Annotated in this window: 24 protein-coding genes; 7 read left to right on the top strand and 17 right to left on the bottom strand. The window is 63.7% G+C overall.

The window, feature by feature from the left end; all coding sequences use genetic code 11:
* Positions 1 to 4 precede the first annotated feature (4 nt).
* From METFAM1_RS0107130 to METFAM1_RS0107120, 3 genes are all read right to left on the bottom strand, one after another.
* Complete coding sequence (locus METFAM1_RS0107130) at positions 5 to 640, bottom strand: DUF1826 domain-containing protein (RefSeq protein WP_157256675.1); 636 nt, start codon at positions 638 to 640, stop codon at positions 5 to 7.
* 66 nt (positions 641 to 706) lie between these two features.
* Entirely contained in the window at positions 707 to 1,561 is an 855-nt protein-coding gene (locus METFAM1_RS0107125) for an all3515 family Zur-repressed PEP-CTERM protein (protein WP_019918919.1), read from the bottom strand.
* A gap of 235 nt (positions 1,562 to 1,796) precedes the next feature.
* Complete coding sequence (locus tag METFAM1_RS0107120) at positions 1,797 to 2,540, bottom strand: PEP-CTERM sorting domain-containing protein (RefSeq protein WP_019918918.1); 744 nt, start codon at positions 2,538 to 2,540, stop codon at positions 1,797 to 1,799.
* 245 nt (positions 2,541 to 2,785) lie between these two features.
* Between METFAM1_RS0107120 and METFAM1_RS0107115 the strand changes: the two genes are divergently transcribed.
* Positions 2,786 to 4,852 carry a TonB-dependent receptor gene (locus tag METFAM1_RS0107115; protein WP_019918917.1) on the top strand — a complete coding sequence of 689 codons (2,067 nt, stop codon included), beginning with the start codon at positions 2,786 to 2,788 and terminating at the stop codon, positions 4,850 to 4,852.
* Here METFAM1_RS0107115 and METFAM1_RS0107110 read toward each other — a convergent pair.
* The 5 genes from METFAM1_RS0107110 to METFAM1_RS0107090 form a co-directional block, all read right to left on the bottom strand.
* A complete protein-coding gene (locus METFAM1_RS0107110) occupies positions 4,842 to 5,681 on the bottom strand; it encodes a PEP-CTERM sorting domain-containing protein (RefSeq protein ID WP_019918916.1) in 840 nt (279 codons plus the stop codon). The two genes, METFAM1_RS0107115 and METFAM1_RS0107110, sit on opposite strands and share 11 nt — an antisense overlap.
* Positions 5,682 to 5,772: 91 nt before the next feature.
* On the bottom strand, positions 5,773 to 6,195 hold the full coding sequence (locus METFAM1_RS0107105) for a Fur family transcriptional regulator (RefSeq protein WP_019918915.1): 423 nt from the start codon (positions 6,193 to 6,195) through the stop codon (positions 5,773 to 5,775).
* Between the two features lie 13 nt (positions 6,196 to 6,208).
* Positions 6,209 to 6,898: a histidinol-phosphatase gene (locus tag METFAM1_RS0107100; RefSeq protein WP_019918914.1), complete on the bottom strand. Its 690-nt coding sequence runs from the start codon at positions 6,896 to 6,898 to the stop codon at positions 6,209 to 6,211.
* A gap of 13 nt (positions 6,899 to 6,911) precedes the next feature.
* Positions 6,912 to 7,604: a DnaA regulatory inactivator Hda gene (hda, locus tag METFAM1_RS0107095; protein ID WP_019918913.1), complete on the bottom strand. Its 693-nt coding sequence runs from the start codon at positions 7,602 to 7,604 to the stop codon at positions 6,912 to 6,914.
* On the bottom strand, positions 7,601 to 8,686 hold the full coding sequence (locus METFAM1_RS0107090; RefSeq protein ID WP_019918912.1) for an AI-2E family transporter: 1,086 nt from the start codon (positions 8,684 to 8,686) through the stop codon (positions 7,601 to 7,603). The genes hda and METFAM1_RS0107090 overlap by 4 nt, the downstream gene beginning before the upstream one ends.
* Positions 8,687 to 8,829: 143 nt before the next feature.
* On the opposite strand from METFAM1_RS0107090, the gene purM reads away from it, so the two are divergent.
* Positions 8,830 to 9,885, top strand: coding sequence for a phosphoribosylformylglycinamidine cyclo-ligase (gene purM, locus METFAM1_RS0107085; protein ID WP_024300541.1), 1,056 nt, complete (start codon positions 8,830 to 8,832; stop codon positions 9,883 to 9,885).
* Positions 9,886 to 10,030: 145 nt separating this feature from the next.
* Here purM and rpmG read toward each other — a convergent pair whose 3' ends face one another.
* The 3 genes from rpmG to radC form a co-directional block, all read right to left on the bottom strand.
* Positions 10,031 to 10,198: a 50S ribosomal protein L33 gene (rpmG, locus tag METFAM1_RS0107080; protein WP_019918910.1), complete on the bottom strand. Its 168-nt coding sequence runs from the start codon at positions 10,196 to 10,198 to the stop codon at positions 10,031 to 10,033.
* Between the two features lie 65 nt (positions 10,199 to 10,263).
* On the bottom strand, positions 10,264 to 10,500 hold the full coding sequence (gene rpmB, locus METFAM1_RS0107075) for a 50S ribosomal protein L28 (protein WP_024300540.1): 237 nt from the start codon (positions 10,498 to 10,500) through the stop codon (positions 10,264 to 10,266).
* A gap of 66 nt (positions 10,501 to 10,566) precedes the next feature.
* On the bottom strand, positions 10,567 to 11,244 hold the full coding sequence (gene radC, locus METFAM1_RS0107070) for a RadC family protein (RefSeq protein ID WP_019918908.1): 678 nt from the start codon (positions 11,242 to 11,244) through the stop codon (positions 10,567 to 10,569).
* 45 nt (positions 11,245 to 11,289) lie between these two features.
* Here radC and coaBC point away from each other — a divergent pair, with 45 nt between their 5' ends.
* From coaBC to METFAM1_RS0107055, 3 genes are all read left to right on the top strand, one after another.
* Positions 11,290 to 12,492: a bifunctional phosphopantothenoylcysteine decarboxylase/phosphopantothenate--cysteine ligase CoaBC gene (gene coaBC / locus METFAM1_RS0107065; RefSeq protein ID WP_019918907.1), complete on the top strand. Its 1,203-nt coding sequence runs from the start codon at positions 11,290 to 11,292 to the stop codon at positions 12,490 to 12,492.
* Positions 12,493 to 12,494: 2 nt separating this feature from the next.
* Entirely contained in the window at positions 12,495 to 12,944 is a 450-nt protein-coding gene (gene dut, locus METFAM1_RS0107060) for a dUTP diphosphatase (RefSeq protein ID WP_019918906.1), read from the top strand.
* A 181-nt stretch (positions 12,945 to 13,125) separates the two neighbouring features.
* Positions 13,126 to 13,506, top strand: coding sequence for a c-type cytochrome (locus tag METFAM1_RS0107055; protein ID WP_019918905.1), 381 nt, complete (start codon positions 13,126 to 13,128; stop codon positions 13,504 to 13,506).
* Positions 13,507 to 13,671: 165 nt separating this feature from the next.
* On the opposite strand, the gene aceB is transcribed toward METFAM1_RS0107055, so the two are convergent.
* Complete coding sequence (gene aceB / locus METFAM1_RS0107050) at positions 13,672 to 15,294, bottom strand: malate synthase A (protein WP_020647625.1); 1,623 nt, start codon at positions 15,292 to 15,294, stop codon at positions 13,672 to 13,674.
* A 297-nt stretch (positions 15,295 to 15,591) separates the two neighbouring features.
* On the opposite strand from aceB, the gene METFAM1_RS0107045 reads away from it, so the two are divergent.
* On the top strand, positions 15,592 to 16,539 hold the full coding sequence (locus METFAM1_RS0107045) for a LysR family transcriptional regulator (RefSeq protein WP_019918903.1): 948 nt from the start codon (positions 15,592 to 15,594) through the stop codon (positions 16,537 to 16,539).
* Between the two features lie 84 nt (positions 16,540 to 16,623).
* On the opposite strand, the gene aceA is transcribed toward METFAM1_RS0107045, so the two are convergent.
* From aceA to clpS, 4 genes are all read right to left on the bottom strand, one after another.
* A complete protein-coding gene (gene aceA, locus METFAM1_RS0107040; protein WP_019918902.1) occupies positions 16,624 to 17,922 on the bottom strand; it encodes an isocitrate lyase in 1,299 nt (432 codons plus the stop codon).
* A gap of 446 nt (positions 17,923 to 18,368) precedes the next feature.
* Positions 18,369 to 18,848, bottom strand: a complete 480-nt coding sequence (gene rraA, locus METFAM1_RS0107035) for a ribonuclease E activity regulator RraA (protein ID WP_019918901.1) — start codon at positions 18,846 to 18,848, stop codon at positions 18,369 to 18,371.
* 85 nt (positions 18,849 to 18,933) lie between these two features.
* On the bottom strand, positions 18,934 to 21,204 hold the full coding sequence (gene clpA / locus METFAM1_RS0107030) for an ATP-dependent Clp protease ATP-binding subunit ClpA (protein ID WP_019918900.1): 2,271 nt from the start codon (positions 21,202 to 21,204) through the stop codon (positions 18,934 to 18,936).
* Position 21,205: 1 nt separating this feature from the next.
* Positions 21,206 to 21,514 (bottom strand): ATP-dependent Clp protease adapter ClpS, encoded by a 309-nt coding sequence (clpS, locus tag METFAM1_RS0107025; RefSeq protein WP_008061043.1) that lies wholly within the window; start codon positions 21,512 to 21,514, stop codon positions 21,206 to 21,208.
* A gap of 398 nt (positions 21,515 to 21,912) precedes the next feature.
* Between clpS and METFAM1_RS0107020 the strand changes: the two genes are divergently transcribed.
* Positions 21,913 to 22,116, top strand: a complete 204-nt coding sequence (locus METFAM1_RS0107020) for a cold-shock protein (RefSeq protein ID WP_019918899.1) — start codon at positions 21,913 to 21,915, stop codon at positions 22,114 to 22,116.
* Positions 22,117 to 22,208: 92 nt separating this feature from the next.
* On the opposite strand, the gene icd is transcribed toward METFAM1_RS0107020, so the two are convergent.
* Positions 22,209 to 23,453 (bottom strand): NADP-dependent isocitrate dehydrogenase, encoded by a 1,245-nt coding sequence (icd, locus tag METFAM1_RS0107015; RefSeq protein WP_024300538.1) that lies wholly within the window; start codon positions 23,451 to 23,453, stop codon positions 22,209 to 22,211.
* Positions 23,454 to 23,616: the final 163 nt, after the last annotated feature.

The following is a 23,616-nucleotide window of genomic DNA, read 5'->3' as shown; positions in this document are numbered from 1 at the left end:
GTATTCACCAGATGGAGTCGAAGGCGGCGACGATGCGCGGGGCGTCGTCGTCAATGCAGGGCGAGCGGTGGATGACGCCGCGGCCGGCGTTGCCGGGCCAGCGTTCGCCCTTGAGCAAGACGATGTCACCGGCCAGGGCTTGCCGGATGCCCGCGCTGTCGCGCATCACGCCGTCGCCGCCCAGCTGGCTGCGGTCGGCGCAGGCTTCGTCCAGCCACTCGGTGGCCGGTCCGCGCCAGGTGACCAGCAGGCGCAGGCCGACCTGATCGACGTGCCAGCGCGGACACATGGCGCGATCGAGCACTTCGATGCGCAGGCCGAAGCGCGGGCTGCCGGTCAGGTCGCACAGCAGTTCGCCGCACAGGCGGACTTCGTCGAGCAGGATCTGCCGGCCGGCCTGGGCAGGCAGGGCATGGGGCGTCAGCGTCTGTCCACAGTCGAGAACGGTGCGCGGCAGGCCGCGCAGCGCAGAGTGCACCGCGACCTGGTCAAGGAAGTCGGACAGGGCCGACGGCAGGGCGCGCGGCATGCGCGCCAGATTGCAGTCGGCGTCGAAGATGCGCGCCAGGCCGGCCAGGTCGGTGGCGTCGGCCGTACCGGGCGATGTCGCCGTGTTGCAGGATTGAAGTCTGGCAGTCATGTCGATACCGGCCCGCATGCGCCATGCATGAGCGGGCTGCATGGCGCATGCGGGCCTGGGCCTGCTTCAGGTACGACGGCTGGCGACGTGGCCCAGCATGAACAGGCCGGCAAGCAGCATCGCCCAGGTGGACGGTTCGGGCACCGGCGCCGGGACGGCGAAGTCGATGTAGAAGGTGCCGCCATCACGCACGGCCGTATTGCTGCCGAGATTCACGAGCGAGAACTGGGCCGTGTAGGTGCCCGCGGCGGCTGCCGAATCCACCCAGAAGGTGGGCAGGAAATCGAAGGCATTGCCGTCGCCCAGCAGGTAGAGGTTGCCGCTGTCGAACAGGTCCATGTCGCCATTCGCCGCCACTTTCAGGCCCGGGGTGGCGTATTCGAGCTTGAGCGCCACCTGCACGCCGTCGAGCGCGGCATTCCAGCGGTTGCTGCTGCTGTTGAACAGGATGGCCTCTGCGCTGTCGGCAGCATTCCCCGCCAGCGACTGGATCGACGACATGCCGAGGTAGCTGTATTCGTGGTGCGGAACGTCTTCGCCGAGCACGCCGCTGACCCACATGCCGGCGTAGTCGCCGCTGCCGGCGGTCAGTGCCAGGGTGCCGGGAAGCGGGTCGATGCGCGAATACAGTTCCGGCAGGCGGTTGTTCGCGTTGGTGCCATTGACGATCGGCGCATTGGCGGTACCGGTGTGGCTGTAGGCGCCGATGCCGTGGAAGTGATTGCCGTGATCGAACAGGAAGGTGAGCCGGCCGTAGTTGGGATTGGCTTGTCCGGCGAAGGTGCCGCTCGCCACGGTGGCCAGGTTGTCGATGCCGATGTAGAAACCGATGCCCTCGTCGGCGCGCAGCGGCTCGTCAGCGTGAGCGACCTGGGTGCAGGCCGCGAATGCGAGCAGCACGATGGAACGTACAGCGGTCATTTCAGTTCTCCAGATGATAATCGAGTCGCAATAGTAGCCGCTCCTGCGGTGCCCGTAAACGATAATGGATTATCAAATGCGGGGTGCTGCCGTATAGGCCGCGGTACGCGGCGGACGAGGCGGGGCGGAACGCAGCGTTGGGGGAAAGAAGAGGAGGGCGGGCAGGCATGCCGGCCTGTAGCCGGCTGTTCTTTCCGGGGCCGGCATCAGATGTCGGCCCCGGTTGTCGCCGGGATCAGTGCTGACGGCGACGGGCCAGACCCAGCAGGCCCAGGCCGGCCAGCAGCATGGCGTAGGTTTCCGGTTCGGGTACCGGCGCGGCCAGTTGGGCGACGGCGCCTTCGAAGGCGTCGGCGCTCAGGCCGGCGTTGAAGGCGATGTGGAACGGGTTCGATGCCGCATACGGGCCACTGGATGCCGCGACGTCGGTCAGGGAACCCAGTGTGAGCGTGATCAGATAGGCGGATGCCACGCCACGATCAGCGCCGGTGAGGTCGAAATCCAGATGTTCGTGGATGTCGCCGATGCCGGAAATCTGCGCCAGGAAGCTGCTGGCGCCGGCGCTCACGCCACTGCCGGAGAAGGTCGTGACTTCGCCAAGCACATCTTCAATGGTGATCGCGACAGCCGCGGTCGATGTCACCCAGGCGCTGCCGTTCCACGACTGGAGCACACCCAGGCCGGCGAAGGTGAGCAGGGCGCCGTGCTGGTCCAGGGCGCCCTCTTCGGCGACGAAACCGGGGTCATCGGTGTTGTAAAGGCCACCCGCGAGGTCGCGGAAATTGCCTTCGAAAATCTTGTAGCCGAGGGGGGTGGAGGGCGCATGGGCCTCGGGGTCCACCACAAGCTGGCCGCCGATGGCGCCGACTTCGATGTCGCCCTCGTGTTCGGCTGCAAAGACAGGCGCGGCGAGTGCTGACAGGCAAAGAGCGGAAATCAGACCGGCGGCGCGCAGGCCGGGGCGAGCGGAATGTGTCATCGGAAGGTCTCCCGGAAAGAGGTTGAGGAAAACAGGCGGAGGGGCATACCGTCTGTTAACGATAATACGTTATTATTCGCATCAATGTTAGCGACATTCGATTCTTATTAGATGAGGTCGAGTCGCCGCTGATCCTTACAACGCCCTCGATCCGGCGGACCGACTGCACGGGCCCGCCTCTCAACCAATACGCCGTGAAACCCCCGTTCAGCGCTTCATGCGGCCGCCACGTCGCGTTGGCGAGCTTGCTCGCGCATCTGCTGCATTGCCCGTCCACCTGGGGTCAGGAGGCGGCCGCCATAGAACTGGCGCCGGTGGAAGTCGAAGGCACGCGTGAAAACGAAGACGTGCGGGAACCCGGCCGACCGGGCACGCTGTTGCGCGGCGGCGCACTGCGGGACCGCCGGGGTGCCACGCTGGGCGAAACCGTGGGTGAAGAGGCGGGCGTGCACAACGCAAGCTTCGGTTCCGGGGTCGGCCTGCCGGTCATCCGCGGACTGAGCGGCGCGCGTGTCAAGGTGCTCAGCAATGGCGGCGCCACGCACGATGCGTCGACCTTCAGCCCGGACCACGCGTCCACCGCCGATGCGACGCTGGCTGAGTCGGTGCGTGTATTGCGCGGGCCCGCGACCGTGCGCTACGGCGGGGGCGCCATCGGCGGCGTGGTCGATGTCGAGGACGGGCGCATTCCTTTGCGCGTTCCCCTGCGCGGTGTCGAAGGTGTGTTCGACACCAGCTACAACTTCAATGGCGCGGAACGCGTCGGCGCCGTGCGCCTCGATGCCGGGCGGCAGGAATTCGTATTGCGCGGCAGTGCATCCAGCCGCAACAGGGGGGACAGCCACATCGCCGGTTGCGCCGTCGACGACGCGGCGGTGCTGCAGCAGTTCGGGCAGATCAACACCGAAAACAGCTGTGGCCGCCTGCGCAACAGCGATGCCCGTTCGGCCGCCGGCACGCTGGGCGGCAGTCTGTTCATCGGCAACGTACTGCTCGGCGCCGCGGTGAACAACGGTTCGAACAACTATGGCATCCCGCCGGCGCCCGGACATTCGCATGGCGGTGAAAACCGCGTCCGCATCGACATGGACAACCGGCGTGTGGATACCCGCGCCGAGTGGGTGGGCGAGAGCTGGCTCGAAGGCATACGCTACACCGGCAGCCATATCGAATACCGCCACGACGAGATCGACAATGGCACGGTGGCTACGACCTTCCGTAACGATGCCATCGAACAGCGTCTCGAACTGGCACACCGCGCGCACGAAAACCTTCCGGGCACGATAGGTGTACACCACGTGCAGCGGCGCTTTTCCGCAGTGGGGGTCGAATCGTTCGTGCCGCGCACCGAACTGCGGTCGTCGGCGTTGTATGCCGTGCAGCAGTTCCGCTGGTCAGCGTGGACGCTTGAAGCGGGCTGGCGGACCGATCTGGTGCGCATGCAGGCGGAACCGCGACTGGGTGTGCCCTTTCCGGCGCGCCGGATGGCGCCGCAGAGTCGTTCGCTGGCGCTGCACTGGCAGGCCAGCGATGAATTGAAACTGAGTATCACCCGCTCGATTTCGCAGCGGGCACCGGAAATCCACGAGCTGTATTCGCTGGGCCCGCATCTGGCGACGCGCACCTATGAAATCGGTCGCCCGGATCTGGCCATCGAAACGATGCGTGGGCTGGAACTTGGCATCGAACTGGATACCGCGCGCGTCGGCGCACGACTCAACCTGTTTTCGAACGAGGCGGACAATTACATCTACCAGCAGACCTTGCCCGGTTTCTACAACACGGCGCGGGCGGCAGCCGGCCTGTTTCCGTTCCAGGGCAACTGCGTGCGACTGGAAGAATGCCTGCCGCTGGTGCAGCACACACAGTCCGACGCGCGGCTGAAGGGCTTTGAGGCGGAGGTGAGCTACAAGTGGCGCGCCACACCGGCGGGCGACCTCGACGGGTCGGTATTCGTGGACAGGGTCGACGGACGGCTTGCTGCACTGAATCAGGATCTGCCGCGCATGCCGCCGCTGCGCTACGGCGTCCAGATCGCCTTCCGCAAGAGCGCGTGGGACGGGCGGTTGCGGGTGACCCGCTACGCCGACCAGGACCGGCCGGGCATCAATGAAACGCCGAGCGATGGCTACACGCGCGTCGACGCCAATCTGAACCATCTGACGCGGCTGACCGGCGACAGCGAAATGACGGTCTTCCTGCGCGTGCGCAACCTGCTCGATGCGGAAATACGCAATGCGACCTCCTTTCTGCGCTCTTTCTCGCCGGAGCCAGGGCGCAGTGTGGAGGTCGGCATGACGATCAGCTTCTGACGCGGCGGCGGGCCAGAGCGAGCAGTCCGAGGCCGAGCGCCAGCATTGCCGCTGCCGAAGGTTCGGGTACGGCCGGTGTCACGCGCGACAGGAAGGCGGCGTCGTACTGCGCTTGCGGCAGCCCGTAATTGAACACGATGTGGAACGGCTCGGAATCTTCATAGAGGCCCCGTCCGCCGATCACGGCATCGTCGGTCAGTTGCAGCGTGATCATGTAGGCGGTGGCCGGGGCCGCACCTTCGATGAAGAAGTCGAAGTGGGTATGGAAGGTGCCGGAGCTGCTGGCACCGTCGATGAATGCCGCGTCCGGGCCGGAAATGCCGGTACCGGAAAACAGCGTGCCATTCATGTAGTACTGGTAGTTCGCCAGTGCGTTCGGCGGCGCGTACTGCGGCATCATCAGGTAGGTCAGATAGGCTTCCGCCACCGCCGGTGGCGCGCCGCCATACAGACGTATGCCGATGCCTGCCTGGGCATCGCTCCAGGTGCCGCTGACCGCGTCCCACTGCTGCAGGGTGCCGAGCGCGCGATAGCCGAGTACGTCACCTGCCGCCAGCGCACCGGCGAAGGACTGGAAACCCGGGTCGTCAGTGGCGCGCGGACCCCCTTCGAAATCGCCGAAATCGCCCGGAAACACGTTGTAGCCGGTAAGGGTGTCCACCGGTAGCGTGGTGATGGGCAGATCACCGAAGAAGCCGGTGGTCAGCTGGCTGCCGGGCGTCGACACCGGGCCGTCGAGGCCGACCTTGACGTCGAAGTGGATGGCGTGCGCCAGCAGCGGGAACTGAAGGGAAAGGGCGAGTGCGGCCGTTCGTGCGAATGCGTGCATGGAAGACAGTCTCCATCATCGTGGATCATTCGCAAATGATATAACATTTTCATCAACGAGCCGCCGGTCCGACGGCCGTTGTCAAACGGCCTCAAGCGTGCCGGTGGGTGTGGCCTCCGTGCGGCGCCTGCACGGGGTCCTTTCCATCCGCACATTGGCTGCACAGACCGAACAGCGTGACGTCGTGCGCTTCGACCTGAAAGCCCGCCGGCGCCATCGCATGCCAGTCGGTACAGCATTCGGCGATGTCGAACACCCGCTCGCATTGCCGGCACTTGAAGTGGTGGTGATGTCCCAGATCCGCAAGTTCGTAGCGTGGCGCTTCGCTCGGCAGGCTTACTTCGCGGATCAGGCCTTCGCCGAGCAGCGATTTGATGTTGCGATAGACCGTTGCCAGCCCGAGCGACGGGGCGTCGACTCGCGCAAGATCATGTAGCTCGCCCGGTGACAAAGGTCGCCCTGCCTGCTCGATCGCGCCCAGGATTGCCGTGCGTTGCCGCGTGTTGCGCTCCATGATGAAACTTTCCTCAGTTGTCGTCCGGCATCATGTTGCCGCTGTGCAGATGCATGATCTGCCAGCCATGCGCACGCGCGTGCGCGTCCAGCGTCGGGTCCGGATCGACCGCCACCGGATGGCTGACCCGGCTGAGCAGAGGCAGGTCGTTCAGCGAATCACTGTAGAAGGTGGTGCGGCGGAAGCTGCCGAAATACAGCCCGAGTTCTTCCAGCCAGCGCTCGACACGCTCGATCTTGCCCTCGCGGAAGGCCGGCGTGCCGCGCGGTTTGCCGGTGAACTCGCCGTCCTGCTGTGCGGGGATGGTGGCAACCAGATGCGGCACGTCCAGCTCGCGTGCAATCGGGCCGGTGATGAAGCTGTTGGTGGCGGTGACGATGGCGCACAGCGCGCCGCTTTCCAGGTGGCCGTTTACCAGGCCGCGCGCGCCGTCGGTCAGGCGCGGGCGGATCTGCTGAACCATGAACTCGGCGTGCCAGGCGTCCAGTTGCTCACGCTTGTGGCGGGACAGCGGTGCCAGCTGGAAGTCGAGGAATTCGTGGATGTCCAGCGTGCCTGCCTTGTACTGCGCGTAGAAGGTCTCATTGCGCGCCTCGTAAAGCTCGCGGTCGAGTACGCCCTTCGAAATCAGGAATTGCGCCCACTCGAAGTCCGAGTCGCCGGCGAGCAGGGTGTTGTCGAGGTCGAAAAGTACCAGTTCCATGGTGGTGTCCGTATCAGATCAGTCTGGTCTGCATGACCTCGCGCAGCAGCGGCAGCGTCACCGGGCGCTGACGGGTCAGTGAATGTTCGTCGAGCAGGTCGAGTATGCCGAGCAGCGAACGGATGTCGCGGCGGCCGTGGCGCAGCAGATAGTCGAGCACCTCCTGCTCGACTTTCATTCCACGTGCGGCTGCGTGCGCTTGCAGCAGTTCGATGCGTTCGTCGTCGTGCAGCGGCTGGATGCAGAAGGGCAGCATCTGGCCGATGCGCGTACGCAGGTCTTCGCGCAGCGGCAGCGTGCGCGGCGCGCAATTGCCGGCGGCGACGACCGTGATGCCGCGTGCGTGCGCAAGATTGATCGCGCGGAACAGCGCGCCCTGCGCCTCCGGCTCCAGCAGATGGATGTCGTCGAACAGCCAGAGTTTCGCGTGCGTGGCTTCGAGCGCGCCGATCAGGGTGTCAGGCGGCGTGAAGTTGATCTGGTCGACTTCGAGGTAAAGCCCCCGCGCCTTCGATTCGGCCGCCAGCGCACGCAACAGGTGGGTGCGGCCACTGCCGCTGTCGCCCCAGAGATACACAGACGCACCCGGCTGGTCGCCGGTCATCGAGCGCAGGTGGGCGAGCAGGTCGCGATTGCCGCCGGCCACGAAATTGCTGAGGCTGGGCGCGGCGATCGGGCGGATGTCGAGCAGGAGCTGACGCATCATTCGATGATCTTGGGCGCGTCGCCCTGGTAGAAATGGCTGGCCAGATAGTGGCGTCGCACTTCGCGCAGACCCACCAGCAGGGCAGCTGAAGCGGGCAGCGCGATCAGCACGCCGACGAAACCGAACAGCTGGCCGAAAGCCATCAGCGCGAAAATGACCGCCAGCGGGTGCAGGCCGATGCGTTCGCCAACCAGCCAGGGCGTGAGCAGGAAGCTTTCCAGCAACTGACCCAGGCTGTAGACGATGGCCACACCGATGACCGGCGGCCAGCCCTGAAACTGCAGGGTGGCCACCAGCAGCGACAGCAGCAGGCCGGTCGAGAAGCCGACATAGGGAATGAAGCCGAGCAGGCCGGACAGCAGGCCCAGCGGCAATGCGTAATCGACGCCGGCGATCCAAAGCCCGACGCAGTAGAACAGCGCCAGTGCCGCCATCACCGACAGCTGGCCGCGCAGGAATTCGGCGAGCACCGCGTCGATCTCGTCGACCAGCGACAGCGTGCGGTTCAGCCATGGGCGCGGCACCAGCTTGGCAACGCGGTGGCGCAGGTCGCGCCAGTCACGCATCAGGTAGAACATGACGACCGGCGTCAGCAGCACGTTGGCGACGACGCCGACGATGACCGCGCCCTGGCTGCTCACGTATTCGAGCGCCACCATCAGGTAGTCCTGTGCGCTGCTCCAGTTCTTCGTGATGAAGCGCTTCAGGCTATCCACGTCGAGTTGCAGCGTGATGCCGAAATGCTGCTGCAGCCAGGGCACCAGCTGTTCGTGCGCCGCCGTCAGATAGGCGGGCAGGCGCGCGATCAGCGTGCGCACCTCCTGCTGGATCACCGGCACCAGGATGAGGATGAGTCCGACCACCAGACTGATCACGAACAGGATGACCAGCACCACGGCCAGCGTGCGCGGCACGCGTCGACGACTCAGCCGCTCGACCAGTGGCTCGAAGATGTAGGCCAGCACCAGGCCCAGCATGAAGGGCGACAGCGTCGGTCCGAGCAGCCACAGCAGCCCGACGATGGCCGCGCCGACGCCTGCCCACAGCAGGGTTTGTTTGCGGTTGATGCCGGGAGGGGTCATGGCGGGGTGCGGGCCGGGGTAGAATGCGCACCCTTGGGGCGGAATGCGCGAATGCGGTGCAAAAACGCCCCGCAGTTTAGCAAGATTCCGCTGCACTCCCGTTCATTCATCCTGTTTTCCCGGCGCCCGGCGCCTCATACGTCATGACTTCATCCAAGGATTCCCGCGCTCCCCTCAGTTACGCCGCTGCCGGTGTGGATATCGACGCCGGCGACGCGCTGGTCGAGCGCATCAAGCCGCTGGCCAAGCGCACGATGCGCCCCGAGGTGATCGGCGGCATCGGCGGTTTCGGCGCGCTGTTCGAGGTGTCCAAGAACTACCGCGAGCCGGTGCTGGTGTCCGGCACCGACGGTGTGGGCACCAAGCTGAAACTCGCCTTCCAGCTCGACGGTCACGACACGGTCGGCCAGGATCTGGTGGCGATGAGCGTCAATGACATTCTGGTGCAGGGCGCCGAACCGGTGTTCTTCCTCGACTACTTCGCCTGCGGCAAGCTCGACGTCGATACGGCGGCGCGCGTGGTCGGCGGCATCGCCCGCGGCTGCGAACTCGCGGGCTGTGCGCTGATCGGTGGTGAAACGGCCGAAATGCCCGGCATGTACCCGGCTGGCGAATACGACCTCGCGGGCTTTGCGGTCGGCATCGCCGAGAAAAGCCAGCTGATCACCGGCGAAACCATCGCCGAGGGCGACGTGGTGCTCGGCCTGGCGTCCAGCGGCGCGCATTCGAATGGCTACTCCCTGCTGCGCAAGATCCTCGAGCGCGACGCGCCGGACCTGAATGCCGACTTCCACGGCCGTACGCTGCGTGAGACGGTGCTCGAACCGACCCGCATCTACGTGAAGCCGCTGCTCGCGCTGATGAAGGAAGCGCCGGGGCTGGTGAAGGGCATGGCCCACATCACCGGCGGCGGCCTGCTCGACAACGTGCCGCGCGTACTGCCGGCCGGACTGTCGGCACACATCGATGCGTCGTCGTGGACGCTGCCGCCGCTGTTCGCCTGGCTGCGCGAGGCCGGAAACGTGGCCGCGCAGGAGATGTACCGCGTGTTCAATTGCGGCATCGGCATGGTGGTCATCGTGTCGGCGGCGGATGCTGATCGCGCGACGCAGTCGCTGAGCGCGGCCGGCGAGACCGTCTATCGCATCGGCCGCATTGAGCGCTGCGGCGAGGGCGAGGCGCAGACAGTCGTCCGCTGATTCGGAAGTACGGAGCGCCGCACGGCGCTCCCTGCGCTGCCCGTTCAGTACGCTTTCAGCGTTCCGGGCGGACAGGCAATAAAAAACCCGCCATCGGCGGGTTTTTTATTGCGGCCCGGGCAGTTCGCCGGGCGGCGAGGAAGCCTCACTTGAGCTTGGTTTCCTTGTACATCACGTGCTTGCGAGCCTTGGGATCGAACTTCATGATCTCCATCTTCTCAGGCTTGGTGCGCTTGTTCTTCGTGGTCGTGTAGAAATGACCGGTGCCGGCAGTGGATTCCAGCTTGATCTTGTCGCGTCCGCCCTTGGCCATGACGTCTTTCCTTCCTGTCTATGCCGGCTGAGCCGGATTGCATTGTTCCGGCGTGGCCGGAAATCTCAGATCTTTTCGCCGCGTGCGCGAATTTCGGCGAGCACGGTTTCGATGCCCTTCTTGTCGATCGTGCGCAGACCCTTGGTGCTGACGCGCAGGCTGACAAAACGGCCTTCGGACTCCAGCCAGAAACGGCGTTGCTGGAGATTGGGCAGGAAGCGGCGCTTGGTCTTGTTGTTAGCGTGGGAAACGTTGTTACCCACCATCGGCGACTTCCCGGTAACTTGGCAAACGCGGGACATGTTTCGAGCTCCAGAATCGGAAAAGCTCGCGATTATAGAGTACGGATCCGGTTTTGTTCAAGTTCTTCAAAGAATTCCGCGCTCGGCAAACGAGCAGGTCGCGCCGCTGCCGACGATGACATGGTCGAGTACGCGCACATCGATCAATGCCAGCGACTGCTTCAATGACTGTGTCAGGAGATCGTCGGCGCGGGACGGCTCCGCCACGCCGGACGGGTGGTTGTGGGCGAGGATGACGGCCGCCGCATTGTGCGCCAGCGCCAGTTTCACGACTTCGCGCGGATAGACGCTGGTCTGCGTCAGCGTACCGCGGAACAGTTCGACCGCCTGCAGCAGCCGGTTCTGCGCATCGAGCAGCAGCACCATGAATACCTCGTGCGCCAGACCACTCAGGCGCAGCTTGAGCCAGTCGCGCACCGCCTGTGGTGAGCTCAGTGCGTCGCGCTCCTTCAACTGCTCGCCCAGCGCGCGCCGTGCCAGTTCGAATGTGGCCTTCAGCTGTACCGCCTTGGCCGTTCCCATCCCCTTTACCCGGCACAGATCGGCAATGCTGGCGCTGGCCATGCAGGTCACGCTGTCGTCGAAATGCGCCAGCAGGTCCCGCGCAAGATCGACCGCCGATTTCCCGCTGACGCCGACGCGCAGGAAGATGGCCAGCAGTTCGGCCGACGACAGCGCCTCGGCGCCTTGCATCAGCAGTCGCTCGCGCGGCCGCTGGTCCGCGCTCCAGTCCTTGATCGCCATCGCGTTACAATCCGTCGTCGACTCGGTGCAGGATACTACATTGTCATGAATTCCAAGGCGGAGCTGTCCGGGCGCACCATCGTGCTGGCCGTCACCGGTGGCGTGGCGGCCTACAAGTCGGCGGAACTGGCGCGCTTGCTGATCAAGGAGGGCGCGCGCGTGCGCGTCGTGATGACCGAAGCGGCCGCTCATTTCATCGGCGCGGCCACCTTCCAGGCCATCACCGGCGAGCCCGTGTGGTCGGACTTGTGGGACGCGCGCATGCCCAATGGCATGGCGCACATCGATCTCACCCGGGACGCGCAGTTGCTGCTGATCGCACCCGCCACCGCCGATTGCATCGCGAAGCTGGTGCAGGGTCGTGCCGACGATCTGCTGAGCACCCTGTGCCTCGCGCGTGACGCGACCTGCGCGCTGATGGTGGCGCCGGCGATGAACCGGCAGATGTGGGAACACCCGGCGACCGCCCGCAATATGAATACGCTGCGTGGCGATGGCGCCATTGTCGTCGGACCAGCGGCGGGCGAGCAGGCCTGCGGTGAGGTCGGCCTCGGTCGCATGGTCGAGCCGGCCGAATTGCTCGATGCGGTGCTCGCCCATTTCACGCCGAAGACGATGGCTGGCCGGCGTGTGCTGATCACGGCCGGACCGACGGCCGAGGCCATCGATCCGGTGCGCGTCGTGACCAATCTGAGCTCGGGGCGCATGGGCTACGCGCTGGCGTGCGCGGCGGCGAGGGCAGGCGCGGAAGTGACGCTGATCAGCGGACCGACCGGGCTGGCCAAACCGTTCGGTGTCGAGCGCGTCGATGTGAGCAGCGCGCTGTCCATGCACGAAGCGGTGCTGTCACGCTACGCTGCCTGCGATGTATTCATTGCGGTCGCTGCGGTCGCGGACTACCGACCGGCGGCACCCAGCGAGCGCAAGATAAAGAAGAGCGCCGACAAGCTGTCGATCGACATGGTGCGCAATCCGGACATCCTTGCCGACGTGGCGGCGCGCGCCGATGCACCGTTCTGCGTTGGCTTCGCGGCTGAAAGCCATGACCTCGACACCTATGCACAAGGCAAGCGGGCGGCCAAGAAGCTGCCGCTGGTCGTCGGCAATCTGGTGGCCGACGGGCTGGGCGGGGAAGACAACGCCGTCGTGCTGTACGACGCCGAAGGTCGCCACCCGCTTGTGCGAGCGCCCAAGCCGGTCATTGCGCGCGCCATCCTCGAACACATTTCCCGATTGCTGAAAGACTGAAGATGTCCACTCTCGACTACAAGATTCTCGACGAGCGCCTGCGTGACCTGCCGCCGTCTTATGCGACGCCCGGTTCGGCCGGTCTGGACCTGCGCGCCTGCATAGACACGACCACCGTGTTGCGTCCCGGCGATACGTTGCTGGTGCCCAGCGGCATTGCAATCCACCTTGAAGATCCCGGACTGGCTGCGATGGTGCTGCCGCGCTCGGGTCTCGGCCACAAGCACGGCATCGTGCTGGGCAATCTGGTCGGGCTGATCGACTCCGACTACCAGGGGCAAATTTTTGTATCGCTGTGGAACCGTGGCGCGAGCGAATTTGTCCTCCAACCACTGGAGCGGATCGCGCAACTCGTCGTGGTGCCCGTAGTGCAAGTGGCTTTGCGCGAAGTGCTTGATTTTGCTGCATCGCAACGAGGCGACGGCGGTTTTGGATCGACGGGCGGACGCTGACAAGTTCGGGGGCGACAACCCTTTTTTTAATGGAAGTGCCGCGGTAAGCTTACGAGTTCAGGAAAGCGCCAGCCATAAGCCGACACTTATTCCCGGTCCAACGCAGGTCATGTAATCCTTTTGACCGGAAGATCGTTTTTTTCCACTGCAACACCCACCAATCAATTGAGGAGAGCTGATTGTGATTCGCAAACATCTGGCAACCGTCGTGCTGGCCGCGCTGGCTTCGACCGCGATGGCGCAGGAAGCACCGTACAAGGTTGCCGAGGGCAACAAGGTGGACGCCAAGACCCTGATGGGCTGGAAGACGTGGCGTTCGGCCGCCTGTGAGCGTTGCCATGGCGCGAACCAGGAAGGCATGGTTGGTCCGTCGCTGATCGAGGGCCTGAAGAAGTACACGAAGGAAGAGTTCGTCGGCATCGTCGTCGATGGCACTCACGCCGATCGCGGCATGCCTCCGCATCCTTTCCTGAAGGGTGAGAAGATCGATAGCCTGTATTCGTACCTGAAGGGTCGCTCGGACGGCAAGATTGCCCCGGGCAAGGTCACCCCGATGGAGTAATCCCGGTCCGGACGATCGCTGATCGTCCCGCCCGATGAGGGCCCGCCGCAGAGCGGGCTTTTTTTCGTCCGTCGTGCCGCGACGGACGGGGCGATGCGACGATCTTCCACAACGAAAAACGGCGCCCTTTTGAGGCGCCGTCCGTGATGCTGCGAGGGGGTAGGCTTACTCCATGCGTTCGTAAGCCGGCAGCGTCAGAAAGTCTTCCAGTTCGGTGGCCACGCACATATCGCCGAACAGCTTGGCGGCGGCGGCATAGGTTTCAGTGTAGGCGTCGCCGAGCAGGGCGCGGATCTTGTCCAACTCCTGCGGGATCAGGCCGCGCACCATGTCGGCGGTCACTTTGCGACCGTCGTCGAGGATGCCCTTCGGGCTGCGAATCCACGACCACACCTGGGCGCGGCTGATTTCAGCGGTCGCCGCATCTTCCATCAGGCCGTGGATGGGCACGCAACCATTGCCGTCCATCCATGCACCCAGATACTGGATGCCGACGTTGATGTTGGTACGCAGACCGGTTTCGCTGATCGGGCCCTCCGGGCGGAAGTCGAGCAGATCGGCGGCGCCGTAGTTCACGTCGAGCTGCTTCTCGATCTGGTTCGGCTTGTCGCCGAGCACCGACACGAACTCTTCCATCGCTGCCTGCACCAGGCCCGGGTGAGCCACCCAGCCGCCGTCATAGCCGTCATTGGCGTCGCGGCGCTTGTCCGAGCGGATGCCGGCCATCGCCTTCTCGTTGGCGTCCGGATCGTTCTTGTTCGGAATCAGCGCGCTCATGCCGCCGATCGCCGGTGCGCCGCGCTTGTGGCAGGTCTTGATCAGCGACAGTGCGTAGGCGCGCATGAAGGGCACGGTCATCGTGATCTTGCTGCGGTCTGCCAGGCAGAAATCGCGGTCATTACGGAGCACCTTGATGCACGAGAAGATGTAATCCCAGCGGCCCGCGTTCAGGCCGGCGCTGTGATCGCGCAGTTCGTACAGGATCTCTTCCATCTCGAACGCGGCGTGCAGCGTTTCCACCAGCACGGTGGCCTTGATCGTGCCGCGCGGGATGCCGAGCATTTCCTGCGCGGCGACGAACACATCGTTCCACAGGCGGGCTTCGCGATGGCTCTGCAGCTTGGGCAGGTAGAAGTAGGGGCCGGCGCCGCGGGCGAGCAGTTCCTTGGCGTTGTGATAGAAGTACAGCCAGAAGTCGAACAGACCACCCGACACACGCTGACCATCGATCATCACGTGCTTCTCGTCGAGGTGCCAGCCGCGCGGGCGCACCTGCAGCACGGCAACCTTGTCGTTCAGCTTGTAGGTCTTGCCCTTGTATTCGACGCTGATCGTGCCTCGCACAGCGTCACGCAGGTTGATCTGGCCTTGCACCTGGTTGTCCCAGGTCGGCGAATTCGAATCCTCGAAATCGCTCATATAGCTGTCGGCACCGGCGTTCAGCGCATTGATGATCATCTTGCGCTCGGTCGGGCCGGTGATTTCGATGCGGCGGCACTGCAACGCCTGCGGCAGCGGCGCGATCTTCCAGTCGCCTTCGCGCACATGCAGCGTATCGGCCAGGAAATCGACCGGCTTGCCGGCGTCGATCTCAGCGGCGCGGGTGACGCGCGCGGCGAGCAGCTCGCGGCGACGCGGTTCGAACTGGCGGTGCAGCTGGGCGAGCAGCGACAGCGCTTCGAAGGTGAGGATGGTCTGGTATTCGGCGCTGACCGGAGCGGCGATGCTCACACCGGCGGGCAGATCCATGGCCCGGTTCAGCTTGTCTGCAGATTCAGCGATAGTCATGTGCGTGCGCTCCGATAACGGTTCGAGAGCCGGTATGACGTGAGCGTTCGTGCTCCGTGCTCCGGACAGGTTGGCCGTCCCTCACACCCGATCGGCGGCGGTGGTGCCGTCGTCGGGCGGGTGTGCCGCAGCGGGCGGGTTGCGCACGGTGCGGACGGGAGGACCGGGGTCTAACGTCCGATGCATCAGACCAGGTTGTGCCCGGCATGAATTGCTGCATCTGCACAAATACTAGACTTTCCTTATGCATCCGTTAAGCTTTCCTTAAGTACATTTATCTTTTACTTTTAGTACAAAATGGATCGCTTCAAGGAGATAGAGTCCTTCGTTTCGGTTGCGGCGCATGGCAGTCTTTCGGCGGTTGCGAAACTCGAAGGCGTGCAGCCGGCCGTGATCGGACGGCGCATGGATGCGCTGGAAGAGAGGCTGGGCGTCAAATTGATGCTGCGCACTACGCGCAAGCTGACGCTGACGCACGAAGGCAGCGCCTATCTGGAGGATTGCCAGCGCATTCTCAACGAGCTGGCGAGCGCGGATGCCGCGGTGACCGCCGGCGGTGCGAGGGCCACCGGCCTGCTGCGCGTCAGCGCGCCGGCCGGCTTCGGCCGGCGCCACGTGGCGCCACTGGTGAAGCGCTTTATGGCGCTGAATCCCGAGGTCAAGATTTCGCTCGATCTGACCGACCGCATGGTCGATCTGGTGAACGAAAACGTGGACTGCGCGGTGCGTATCGGCAGCCTGCCCGATTCCAGCATGATCAGTATCAAATTGGGCGAAACGCGACGCGTCGTCGTCGCCAGTCCGGATTACCTCGCCCGATTCGGCAAACCCGGGCATCCATATGACCTGCTGCAGCATCGCTGCCTGGGCCTTGGGCCGAATCGCTCGCAGGCCCGTGGCTGGAGCTTCATGGCGCACGGTGAGCCGATCACGCTGCGCATCACTCATCTGGTCGAATGCAACGACGGCGCCGTGCTGCGGGACTGGGCGCTGAGCGGGCTCGGGCTCGCCTGGCGTTCCTATTGGGAAGTGCGCGAGGACCTGGCGAACGGAGCGCTGGTCGAAGTGCTCGGCGATTTCGCGGCGCCGCCCATGGGCATCTATGCGCTGTTTCCGCAACGTCGCCATCTGCCCTTGCGGGTGCGGCTCTTCGTCGATCTGCTGAAGCTCACATACGGCGATCTGGCGTACTGGGAATCCGGCGGCACTTTCATTCCCGATCTGCCGCAGCCGGCGGAGGACTAAGAAAAAGGAAACAAAAAGGCCGCCCGGCAAGAGCCGGGCGGCCTTTTCAGTTCAGCAGACCCGCTGTTGCGGGCCCGGTCCATCTCAGTGGAACTGCTCTTCTTCGGTCGAACCGGTCAGCGCGGTCACCGACGAAGTGCCACCCTGGATGGTGGTGGTCACGTCGTCGAAGTAGCCGGTGCCGACTTCCTGCTGGTGCGACACGAAGGTGTAGCCGCGGTCGCGGGCCGCGAATTCCGGCTCCTGAACCTTTTCCACGTAGGCGGACATGCCGCGGGCCACGTAGTCCTGGGCCAGATCGAACATGTGGTACCACATGTTGTGGATGCCGGCCAGGGTGATGAACTGGTACTTGTAGCCCATCGCACCCAGCTCGCGCTGGAACTTGGCGATGGTGGCGTCGTCGAGGTTCTTCTTCCAGTTGAACGACGGCGAGCAGTTGTAGGCCAGCATCTTGCCCGGGAACTTGGCGTGGATCGCGTCGGCGAAAGCCTTGGCGAAAGCCAGGTCAGGCGTGCCGGTCTCGCACCAGATCAGGTCAGCGTACGGGGCGTAGGCCAGACCGCGCGAGATGGCTTGTTCCAGACCCTTCTTGGTCTTGTAGAAGCCTTCGGCGGTGCGCTCGCCGGTGACGAAGGGCTTGTCGATCGGGTCGCAGTCGCTGGTCAGCAGGTCGGCGGCTTCAGCGTCGGTACGGGCCAGGATCAGGGTCGGGACGCCGTAGACGTCGGCGGCCAGACGGGCGGCGATCAGCTTCTGCACGGCTTCCTGGGTCGGCACGAGCACCTTGCCACCCATGTGACCGCACTTCTTCACGGAGGCCAGCTGGTCTTCGAAGTGCACGCCGGCGGCGCCCGCGCGGATCATCGCCTTCATCAGTTCGTGGGCGTTCAGCACGCCGCCAAAACCGGCTTCTGCGTCCGCCACGATCGGGGCGAAATAGTCGATGTAGCCCTTGTCGCCAGCGTAAACACCCTTGGCGTGCTGGATTTCGTCAGCGCGCTTGAAGCTGTTGTTGATGCGGCTCACGACCGTCGGAACCGAGTCAACCGGGTACAGCGACTGGTCCGGGTACATCGCTTCGTACGAGTTGTTGTCGGCAGCGACTTGCCAGCCCGACAGGTAGATCGCCTTGACGCCGGCCTTCACCTGCTGCATGGCCTGACCACCGGTCAGCGCGCCCAGGCAGTTGATGAACGGCTCGTTGTTGACCAGATCCCACAGCTTTTCCGCACCGCGGCGGGCCAGCGTGTACTCGACCGGGAAGGAGCCGCGCAGGCGATAGACATCCTCGGCGGTGTAGCCGCGCTTGATGCCTTTCCAGCGGGGGTTCTCGTCCCAATCCTTCTGAATCTTGGCGATTTCCTGTTCTTTCGTGCTCATTGCATGTCCTCGAAGAAAAAAACAACCCGAACAGGCAGCCTGCGCCACCCGTAAGCCCTGACTTTGAAATGCTTCCTGAAACGGTGCTGACACCCATGCCGGACCGTGCGGTCCGGGCATCCTTCGGCCGATGAACCGATGCGGGCCGATCCACGAAACCCGCGTGGGCCTGTCGCAGCGGTTGGCAGCAAGCAGACCGGGCGCCCGGGAAGCCGACCGATGAATGGAACCGGGCGGCTATCGTGACGGGCTCAAGTATAAAGAGGCTTTGGCAAAGCAACAAGAGGTCTTGTATAAGACATAAGAAGTCGTGTTCTCAAATAAAACAAAGGCTTGTCTTGTTTGCTCTGTTGCGTGTGTGAAAAAGTGCAGAAAAATCTGCAGAAACTTGTGCGCTGCGAAAGGCGCTGTCGACACCGGGCCGCGAACGCCGGCCGCGCGCACACTCAGATCAGCGACCGTGGGCAGACGATGACGCCATCGGCATCGGCATAAAGGTAATGGCCGGGGACGAAGTCGATGCCGCCAAAGCTGACGGTGAGGTCGGCCTGGCCTTCGTTGCGCTTGACCGTCTTCAGCGGATGAGTGCCGAGTGCGCAGACACCGATATCCATCTCTCCGATCGCCGCCGAGTCGCGGATGCAGCCATAGACGACGATGCCGGCCCAGCCATTCTTCACCGCCAGGGCGGCGATCTGGTCGCCGACCAGCGCGCGGCGCATCGAACCACCCCCATCGACCACGAGTACACGCCCGTCGCCCGGTGCTTCCAGCGCCTTGCGAACCAGACCGTTGTCCTCGAACAGCTTGAGCGTCGTGATCTGGCCACCGAAGGCTGCTCGGCCGCCGTAGCTGCGGAACATCGGCGCGCAGATACGCAGTTCGCTTTCGAATTGGTCACATAGGTCGGCGGTGTGGATGTCCATGAGTCGTCCTTTCTTTTCGGGAGGCGTGACAGGCAAAAAAAGAGGCGGCCATTATGGCCGCCTCTGTTGGAACAGTGATGCCTTATCAGGCGGGTGTTGCGAGTTCTTCCTCGTCGAACACCAGTTTCACCTTCTTGTCGCCGTCGAGGTCGATCGTCACCTTGCCGCCGCTGGTCAGACGACCGAACAGCAGTTCGTCCGCCAGCGCGGAGCGGATGGTGTCCTGGATCAGGCGTGCCATCGGACGCGCACCCATCAGCGGATCGAAGCCTGCTTCGGCCAGCCAGCTGCGCAGCTCTTCCGAGAACTGCACGTCGACCTTCTTCTCCTGCAGCTGACCTTCCAGCTGCATCAGGAACTTGTCGACCACGCGCAGGATGATTTCGCGATCCAGCGGCTTGAACGAAATGATGGCGTCGAGACGGTTGCGGAACTCCGGCGTGAACAGGCGCTTGATGTCGGCCATTTCGTCGCCCGGCTGACGTTCCGTAGTGAAACCGATCACCGATTTCTGCAGCGTTTCCTGGCCGGCGTTGGTCGTCATGATGATGACCACGTTACGGAAATCGGCCTGACGACCATTGTTGTCGGTCAGCGTGCCGTGGTCCATCACCTGCAGCAGGATGTTGAAGATGTCCGGATGGGCCTTCTCGATCTCGTCGAGCAGCAGCACAGAGTGCGGCTTCTTGGTCACTGCTTCGGTCAGCAGACCGCCCTGATCGAAGCCGACATAGCCCGGAGGGGCGCCGATCAAGCGACTGACCGCATGACGCTCCATGTACTCGGACATGTCGAAGCGGATCAGTTCGATGCCCATGCAGTAGGCAAGCTGACGAGCGACTTCGGTCTTGCCGACGCCGGTCGGGCCGCTGAACAGGAAGGAGCCGATCGGCTTGTTCGGATTGCCGAGGCCGGAGCGCGACATCTTGATCGCCGTGGCGAGCGCATCGATCGCGTTGTCCTGACCGAACACCATGTTCTTCAGGTCACGGTCGAGGTTGCGCAGTGCCGAGCGGTCGTCGTTCGACACATGCTGCGACGGCACGCGCGCGATCTTGGCAACGATTTCCTCGATCTCGGTCTTGCCGATCACCTTCTTCTGTTTCGACTTCGGCAGCACGCGCTGCGCCGCACCGGCTTCGTCGATCACGTCGATCGCCTTGTCCGGCAGGTGACGGTCGTTGATGTAGCGCGCCGACAGTTCGGCGGCCGACGACAGCGCGGTCGACGAGTACTTCACGCCGTGATGCTGTTCGAAGCGCGACTTCAGGCCCTTGAGGATGGACACCGTCTCCTCGACGCTCGGCTCGGTCACGTCGATCTTCTGGAAGCGACGTGACAGGGCGTGGTCCTTCTCGAACACGCCGCGATACTCGGTATAGGTGGTCGCACCGATGCACTTCAGCTGGCCCGACGACAGCGCCGGTTTCAGCAGGTTGGACGCGTCGAGCGTACCGCCCGAGGCGGCGCCGGCGCCGATCAGCGTGTGGATCTCGTCGATGAACAGGATGGCGTTCGGGTTGTCGAGCAGCTGCTTCAGCACCGATTTCAGGCGCTGTTCGAAATCGCCACGGTACTTGGTGCCGGCGAGCAGGGCGCCCATATCGAGCGCGTAGATGGTCGCGTCTGCGAGGATGTCGGGCACGCGGCCTTCGATGATGCGGCGCGCGAGGCCTTCCGCAATGGCGGTCTTGCCGACGCCGGCTTCGCCCACCAGCAGCGGATTGTTCTTGCGCCGACGGCACAGCGTCTGGATCACGCGCTCAAGTTCGTGGTCGCGACCGATCAGCGGATCGATCTTGCCCATCAGCGCCTGTGCGTTCAGGTTCTGCGTGAAGCTGTCGAGGGCGCCGCCCGCCTGGCCGCCTTCCTGTTCCTGCTCGCCCTGTTCCGACTCGGGCTTCGCCGCGGCGGCCGGCTGGGCCGCCTTGGTGATGCCGTGCGAAATGAAGTTCACGATGTCCAGACGCGTGACGCCCTGGCGCTGCAGGAAATAGACAGCGTGCGAATCCTTCTCGCCGAAGATGGCGACCAGCACGTTGGCTCCGGTCACTTCCTTCTTGCCCGAGGACTGCACGTGCAGGATGGCGCGCTGGATCACGCGCTGGAAGCCAAGAGTCGGCTGGGTGTCGATCTCTTCGCTGCCATCGACCACCGGCGTGTGCTCGTTGATGAAGGCCGACAGTTCCTTGCGCAGCTCGTCGATGTTCACTGCGCAGGCACGGAGCACTTCCGCTGCCGAAGGATTGTCGAGCAGGGCGAGCAGCAGGTGCTCGACCGTGATGAATTCATGGCGCTTCTGTCTCGCTTCGACGAAGGCCATGTGAAGGCTGACTTCCAGCTCCTGCGCGATCATTTCAATTTTCCTCCATCACGCACGCCAGCGGATGCTGATGCTGGCGCGCAAAGGTACACACCTGTTCCACTTTCGATGCTGCAACGTCCTTGGGGTAGATGCCGCAAACGCCGGCCCCCTCCGTATGTACCTTGAGCATGACGCGCGTGGCCTGTTCCCGGTTCATGCCGAAAAACTTCTGAAGGACTCCAACCACGAAGTCCATCGGGGTGTAATCGTCATTCAGCACCATGACCTTGAACAGAGGTGGGGGCTTGACCCGTGTCTTTTCAAGCTCAAGGAGTGAATCGTCCTGCCTGCGTGTAACCATGGTCCCATTCTAATCACAAACATCGGGTGTGCAACACGTGAAGCTGTGCCGCTTTTCCGCTCTTTGATGTCGTGACGCGACACCTGTTCACCTCTTTGGACAACGTGTTCCTGCAGGCGTGCGCCGACAGCTTTCGGCGCTTCGATGAACGCTGTCCAAGATGGGCGGAAAATCGTCGCAAAAGTCTGCCGTGGTGCAGCATGGAAACGTGTTGACCGCCTGCTTCATCTGGGCTAAAAGCCGTTCTGTGTTTGGTTCAAGCTCTCGAGTGGTCGCAGTCCTAGACCGTTGTCGAGTTCCGGCGCGGTCGGTAGTTCCCGGGGTCAGAACATCAGAACTTGAAGTACAAACATGTACGGGAGCTTCGGCTCATTTGAGAGGTTGAGAGGATAAGATCAATGGCAACTGGTACTGTTAAGTGGTTCAACGATTCCAAGGGTTACGGCTTCATCACGCCGGATGATGGCAGCGAAGATCTGTTCGCTCATTTCTCGGCGATCCAGATGGGTGGTTTCAAGACCCTGAAGGAAGGCCAGAAGGTGACGTTCGACGTGACCCAAGGACCCAAGGGCAAGCAGGCCGCGAACATCCAGGCTGCTTAATCCGGTCCTGAGGATTCGGAAAGCAAAAAACCCGGCGCAAGCCGGGTTTTTTGTTTGTGCAGCAGGGCGTCCTGCGACGCCCGCGGCCACCTTTACATGCGAGCGATCATCGCGCGCCCGAATTCCGAGCACGACACTTCGTTCGCGCCGTCCATCAGGCGGGCAAAGTCGTAGGTGACCTGCTTGTCGCCGATGGCGCGTTCCATCGACGCGATGATGAGGTCGGCCGCTTCCAGCCAGCCCATGTGACGCAGCATCATTTCGGCCGACAGGATGAGCGATCCCGGATTCACCTTGTCCAGGCCGGCGTATTTCGGTGCCGTGCCGTGGGTGGCTTCGAACACTGCATAGGCGTCGGAAATGTTGGCGCCCGGGGCGATGCCGATGCCGCCGACCTGTGCCGCCAGCGCGTCGGAGATGTAGTCGCCGTTCAGGTTCAGCGTGGCGATCACGTCGTAGTCGGCCGGACGCAGCAGGATCTGCTGCAGGAAGGCGTCGGCGATGGCGTCCTTGACGATGATGTCGCGGCCGGTGTTCGGGTTCTTGAACTTGCACCACGGTCCGCCGTCGATCGGCTCGGCGCCGAACTCGTTCTGCGCCAATGCATAACCGAAGTCACGGAAGCCGCCTTCGGTGAACTTCATGATGTTGCCCTTGTGCACCAGCGTGACCGACTTGCGGTCGTTGTCCACGGCGTACTGCAGGGCTTTGCGGATCAAGCGTTCCGAACCTTCGCGCGACACCGGCTTGATGCCGATGGCCGAGGTCTCCGGGAAGCGGATCTTCTTGACGCCCATTTCGTCGCGCAGGAACTTGATCACCTTGCGCGCGTTGTCCGATTCAGCCTGCCATTCGATGCCAGCGTAGATGTCTTCGGTGTTCTCGCGGAAGATGACCATGTCGATCAGGTCCGGCTGCTTGACCGGGCTGGGCACGCCCTTGAAGTAGCGTACCGGGCGCAGGCAGACGTAGAGGTCAAGCTCCTGGCGCAGCGCAACGTTAAGCGAACGGATGCCGCCGCCGACCGGCGTCGTCATCGGGCCCTTGATCGAAACGACGTATTCCTTCAGCGCGGCCAGCGTGTCTTCCGGCAGCCAGACGTCCGGGCCGTACATGCGGGTGGCCTTCTCGCCAGCGTAGACCTCCATCCAGGTGATCTTGCGCTTGCCGCCGTAGGCCTTGGCCACGGCTGCATCGACGACGTCCTTCATTACCGGCGTGATGTCCACGCCGATGCCATCGCCTTCGATGAAGGGGATGATGGGATTGTCCGGCATCGGCTGGCCGGCAACGATTTTTGTCCCCTCGGCGGGAATCTTGATGTGAGTGGTACTCATGCCATCCAGCTCCTTGGTGTGTTGTCTGGTTATTGGCCCTGTGACGGTGTTGCCGCCGGCGGGCTCCCGCGATTATCCCCCAATCGAGAAATGATGCGACATTCCTGTCGGCGGCGTGTTCCGCACCGCGGCGTGCGCGCGCCCATTAGAATCCCGCGCTTGA

Source organism: Methyloversatilis discipulorum, assembly GCF_000527135.1.
GTDB lineage: Bacteria > Pseudomonadota > Gammaproteobacteria > Burkholderiales > Rhodocyclaceae > Methyloversatilis > Methyloversatilis discipulorum.
This window is presented reverse-complemented; position numbering and strand designations above follow the sequence as displayed.

Excerpts from the sequence above, each read along its gene's own strand:
- METFAM1_RS0107125 (WP_019918919.1), bottom strand. The coding sequence starts at position 1,561 with ATGACCGCTGTACGTTCCATCGTGCTGCTCGCATTCGCGGCCTGCACC.
- rpmB (WP_024300540.1), bottom strand. The coding sequence starts at position 10,500 with ATGTCCCGCGTTTGCCAAGTTACCGGGAAGTCGCCGATGGTGGGTAAC.
- METFAM1_RS0107100 (WP_019918914.1), bottom strand. The coding sequence starts at position 6,898 with ATGGAACTGGTACTTTTCGACCTCGACAACACCCTGCTCGCCGGCGAC.
- clpA (WP_019918900.1), bottom strand. The coding sequence starts at position 21,204 with ATGATCGCGCAGGAGCTGGAAGTCAGCCTTCACATGGCCTTCGTCGAA.
- aceA (WP_019918902.1), bottom strand. The coding sequence starts at position 17,922 with ATGAGCACGAAAGAACAGGAAATCGCCAAGATTCAGAAGGATTGGGAC.
- METFAM1_RS0107120 (WP_019918918.1), bottom strand. The coding sequence starts at position 2,540 with ATGACACATTCCGCTCGCCCCGGCCTGCGCGCCGCCGGTCTGATTTCC.
- METFAM1_RS0107045 (WP_019918903.1), top strand. The coding sequence starts at position 15,592 with ATGGATCGCTTCAAGGAGATAGAGTCCTTCGTTTCGGTTGCGGCGCAT.
- METFAM1_RS0107090 (WP_019918912.1), bottom strand. The coding sequence starts at position 8,686 with ATGACCCCTCCCGGCATCAACCGCAAACAAACCCTGCTGTGGGCAGGC.
- rraA (WP_019918901.1), bottom strand. The coding sequence starts at position 18,848 with ATGGACATCCACACCGCCGACCTATGTGACCAATTCGAAAGCGAACTG.
- coaBC (WP_019918907.1), top strand. The coding sequence starts at position 11,290 with ATGAATTCCAAGGCGGAGCTGTCCGGGCGCACCATCGTGCTGGCCGTC.
- dut (WP_019918906.1), top strand. The coding sequence starts at position 12,495 with ATGTCCACTCTCGACTACAAGATTCTCGACGAGCGCCTGCGTGACCTG.
- icd (WP_024300538.1), bottom strand. The coding sequence starts at position 23,453 with ATGAGTACCACTCACATCAAGATTCCCGCCGAGGGGACAAAAATCGTT.
- METFAM1_RS0107105 (WP_019918915.1), bottom strand. The coding sequence starts at position 6,195 with ATGGAGCGCAACACGCGGCAACGCACGGCAATCCTGGGCGCGATCGAG.
- radC (WP_019918908.1), bottom strand. The coding sequence starts at position 11,244 with ATGGCGATCAAGGACTGGAGCGCGGACCAGCGGCCGCGCGAGCGACTG.
- METFAM1_RS0107020 (WP_019918899.1), top strand. The coding sequence starts at position 21,913 with ATGGCAACTGGTACTGTTAAGTGGTTCAACGATTCCAAGGGTTACGGC.
- hda (WP_019918913.1), bottom strand. The coding sequence starts at position 7,604 with ATGATGCGTCAGCTCCTGCTCGACATCCGCCCGATCGCCGCGCCCAGC.
- purM (WP_024300541.1), top strand. The coding sequence starts at position 8,830 with ATGACTTCATCCAAGGATTCCCGCGCTCCCCTCAGTTACGCCGCTGCC.
- rpmG (WP_019918910.1), bottom strand. The coding sequence starts at position 10,198 with ATGGCCAAGGGCGGACGCGACAAGATCAAGCTGGAATCCACTGCCGGC.
- aceB (WP_020647625.1), bottom strand. The coding sequence starts at position 15,294 with ATGACTATCGCTGAATCTGCAGACAAGCTGAACCGGGCCATGGATCTG.
- METFAM1_RS0107110 (WP_019918916.1), bottom strand. The coding sequence starts at position 5,681 with ATGCACGCATTCGCACGAACGGCCGCACTCGCCCTTTCCCTTCAGTTC.
- clpS (WP_008061043.1), bottom strand. The coding sequence starts at position 21,514 with ATGGTTACACGCAGGCAGGACGATTCACTCCTTGAGCTTGAAAAGACA.
- METFAM1_RS0107130 (WP_157256675.1), bottom strand. The coding sequence starts at position 640 with ATGACTGCCAGACTTCAATCCTGCAACACGGCGACATCGCCCGGTACG.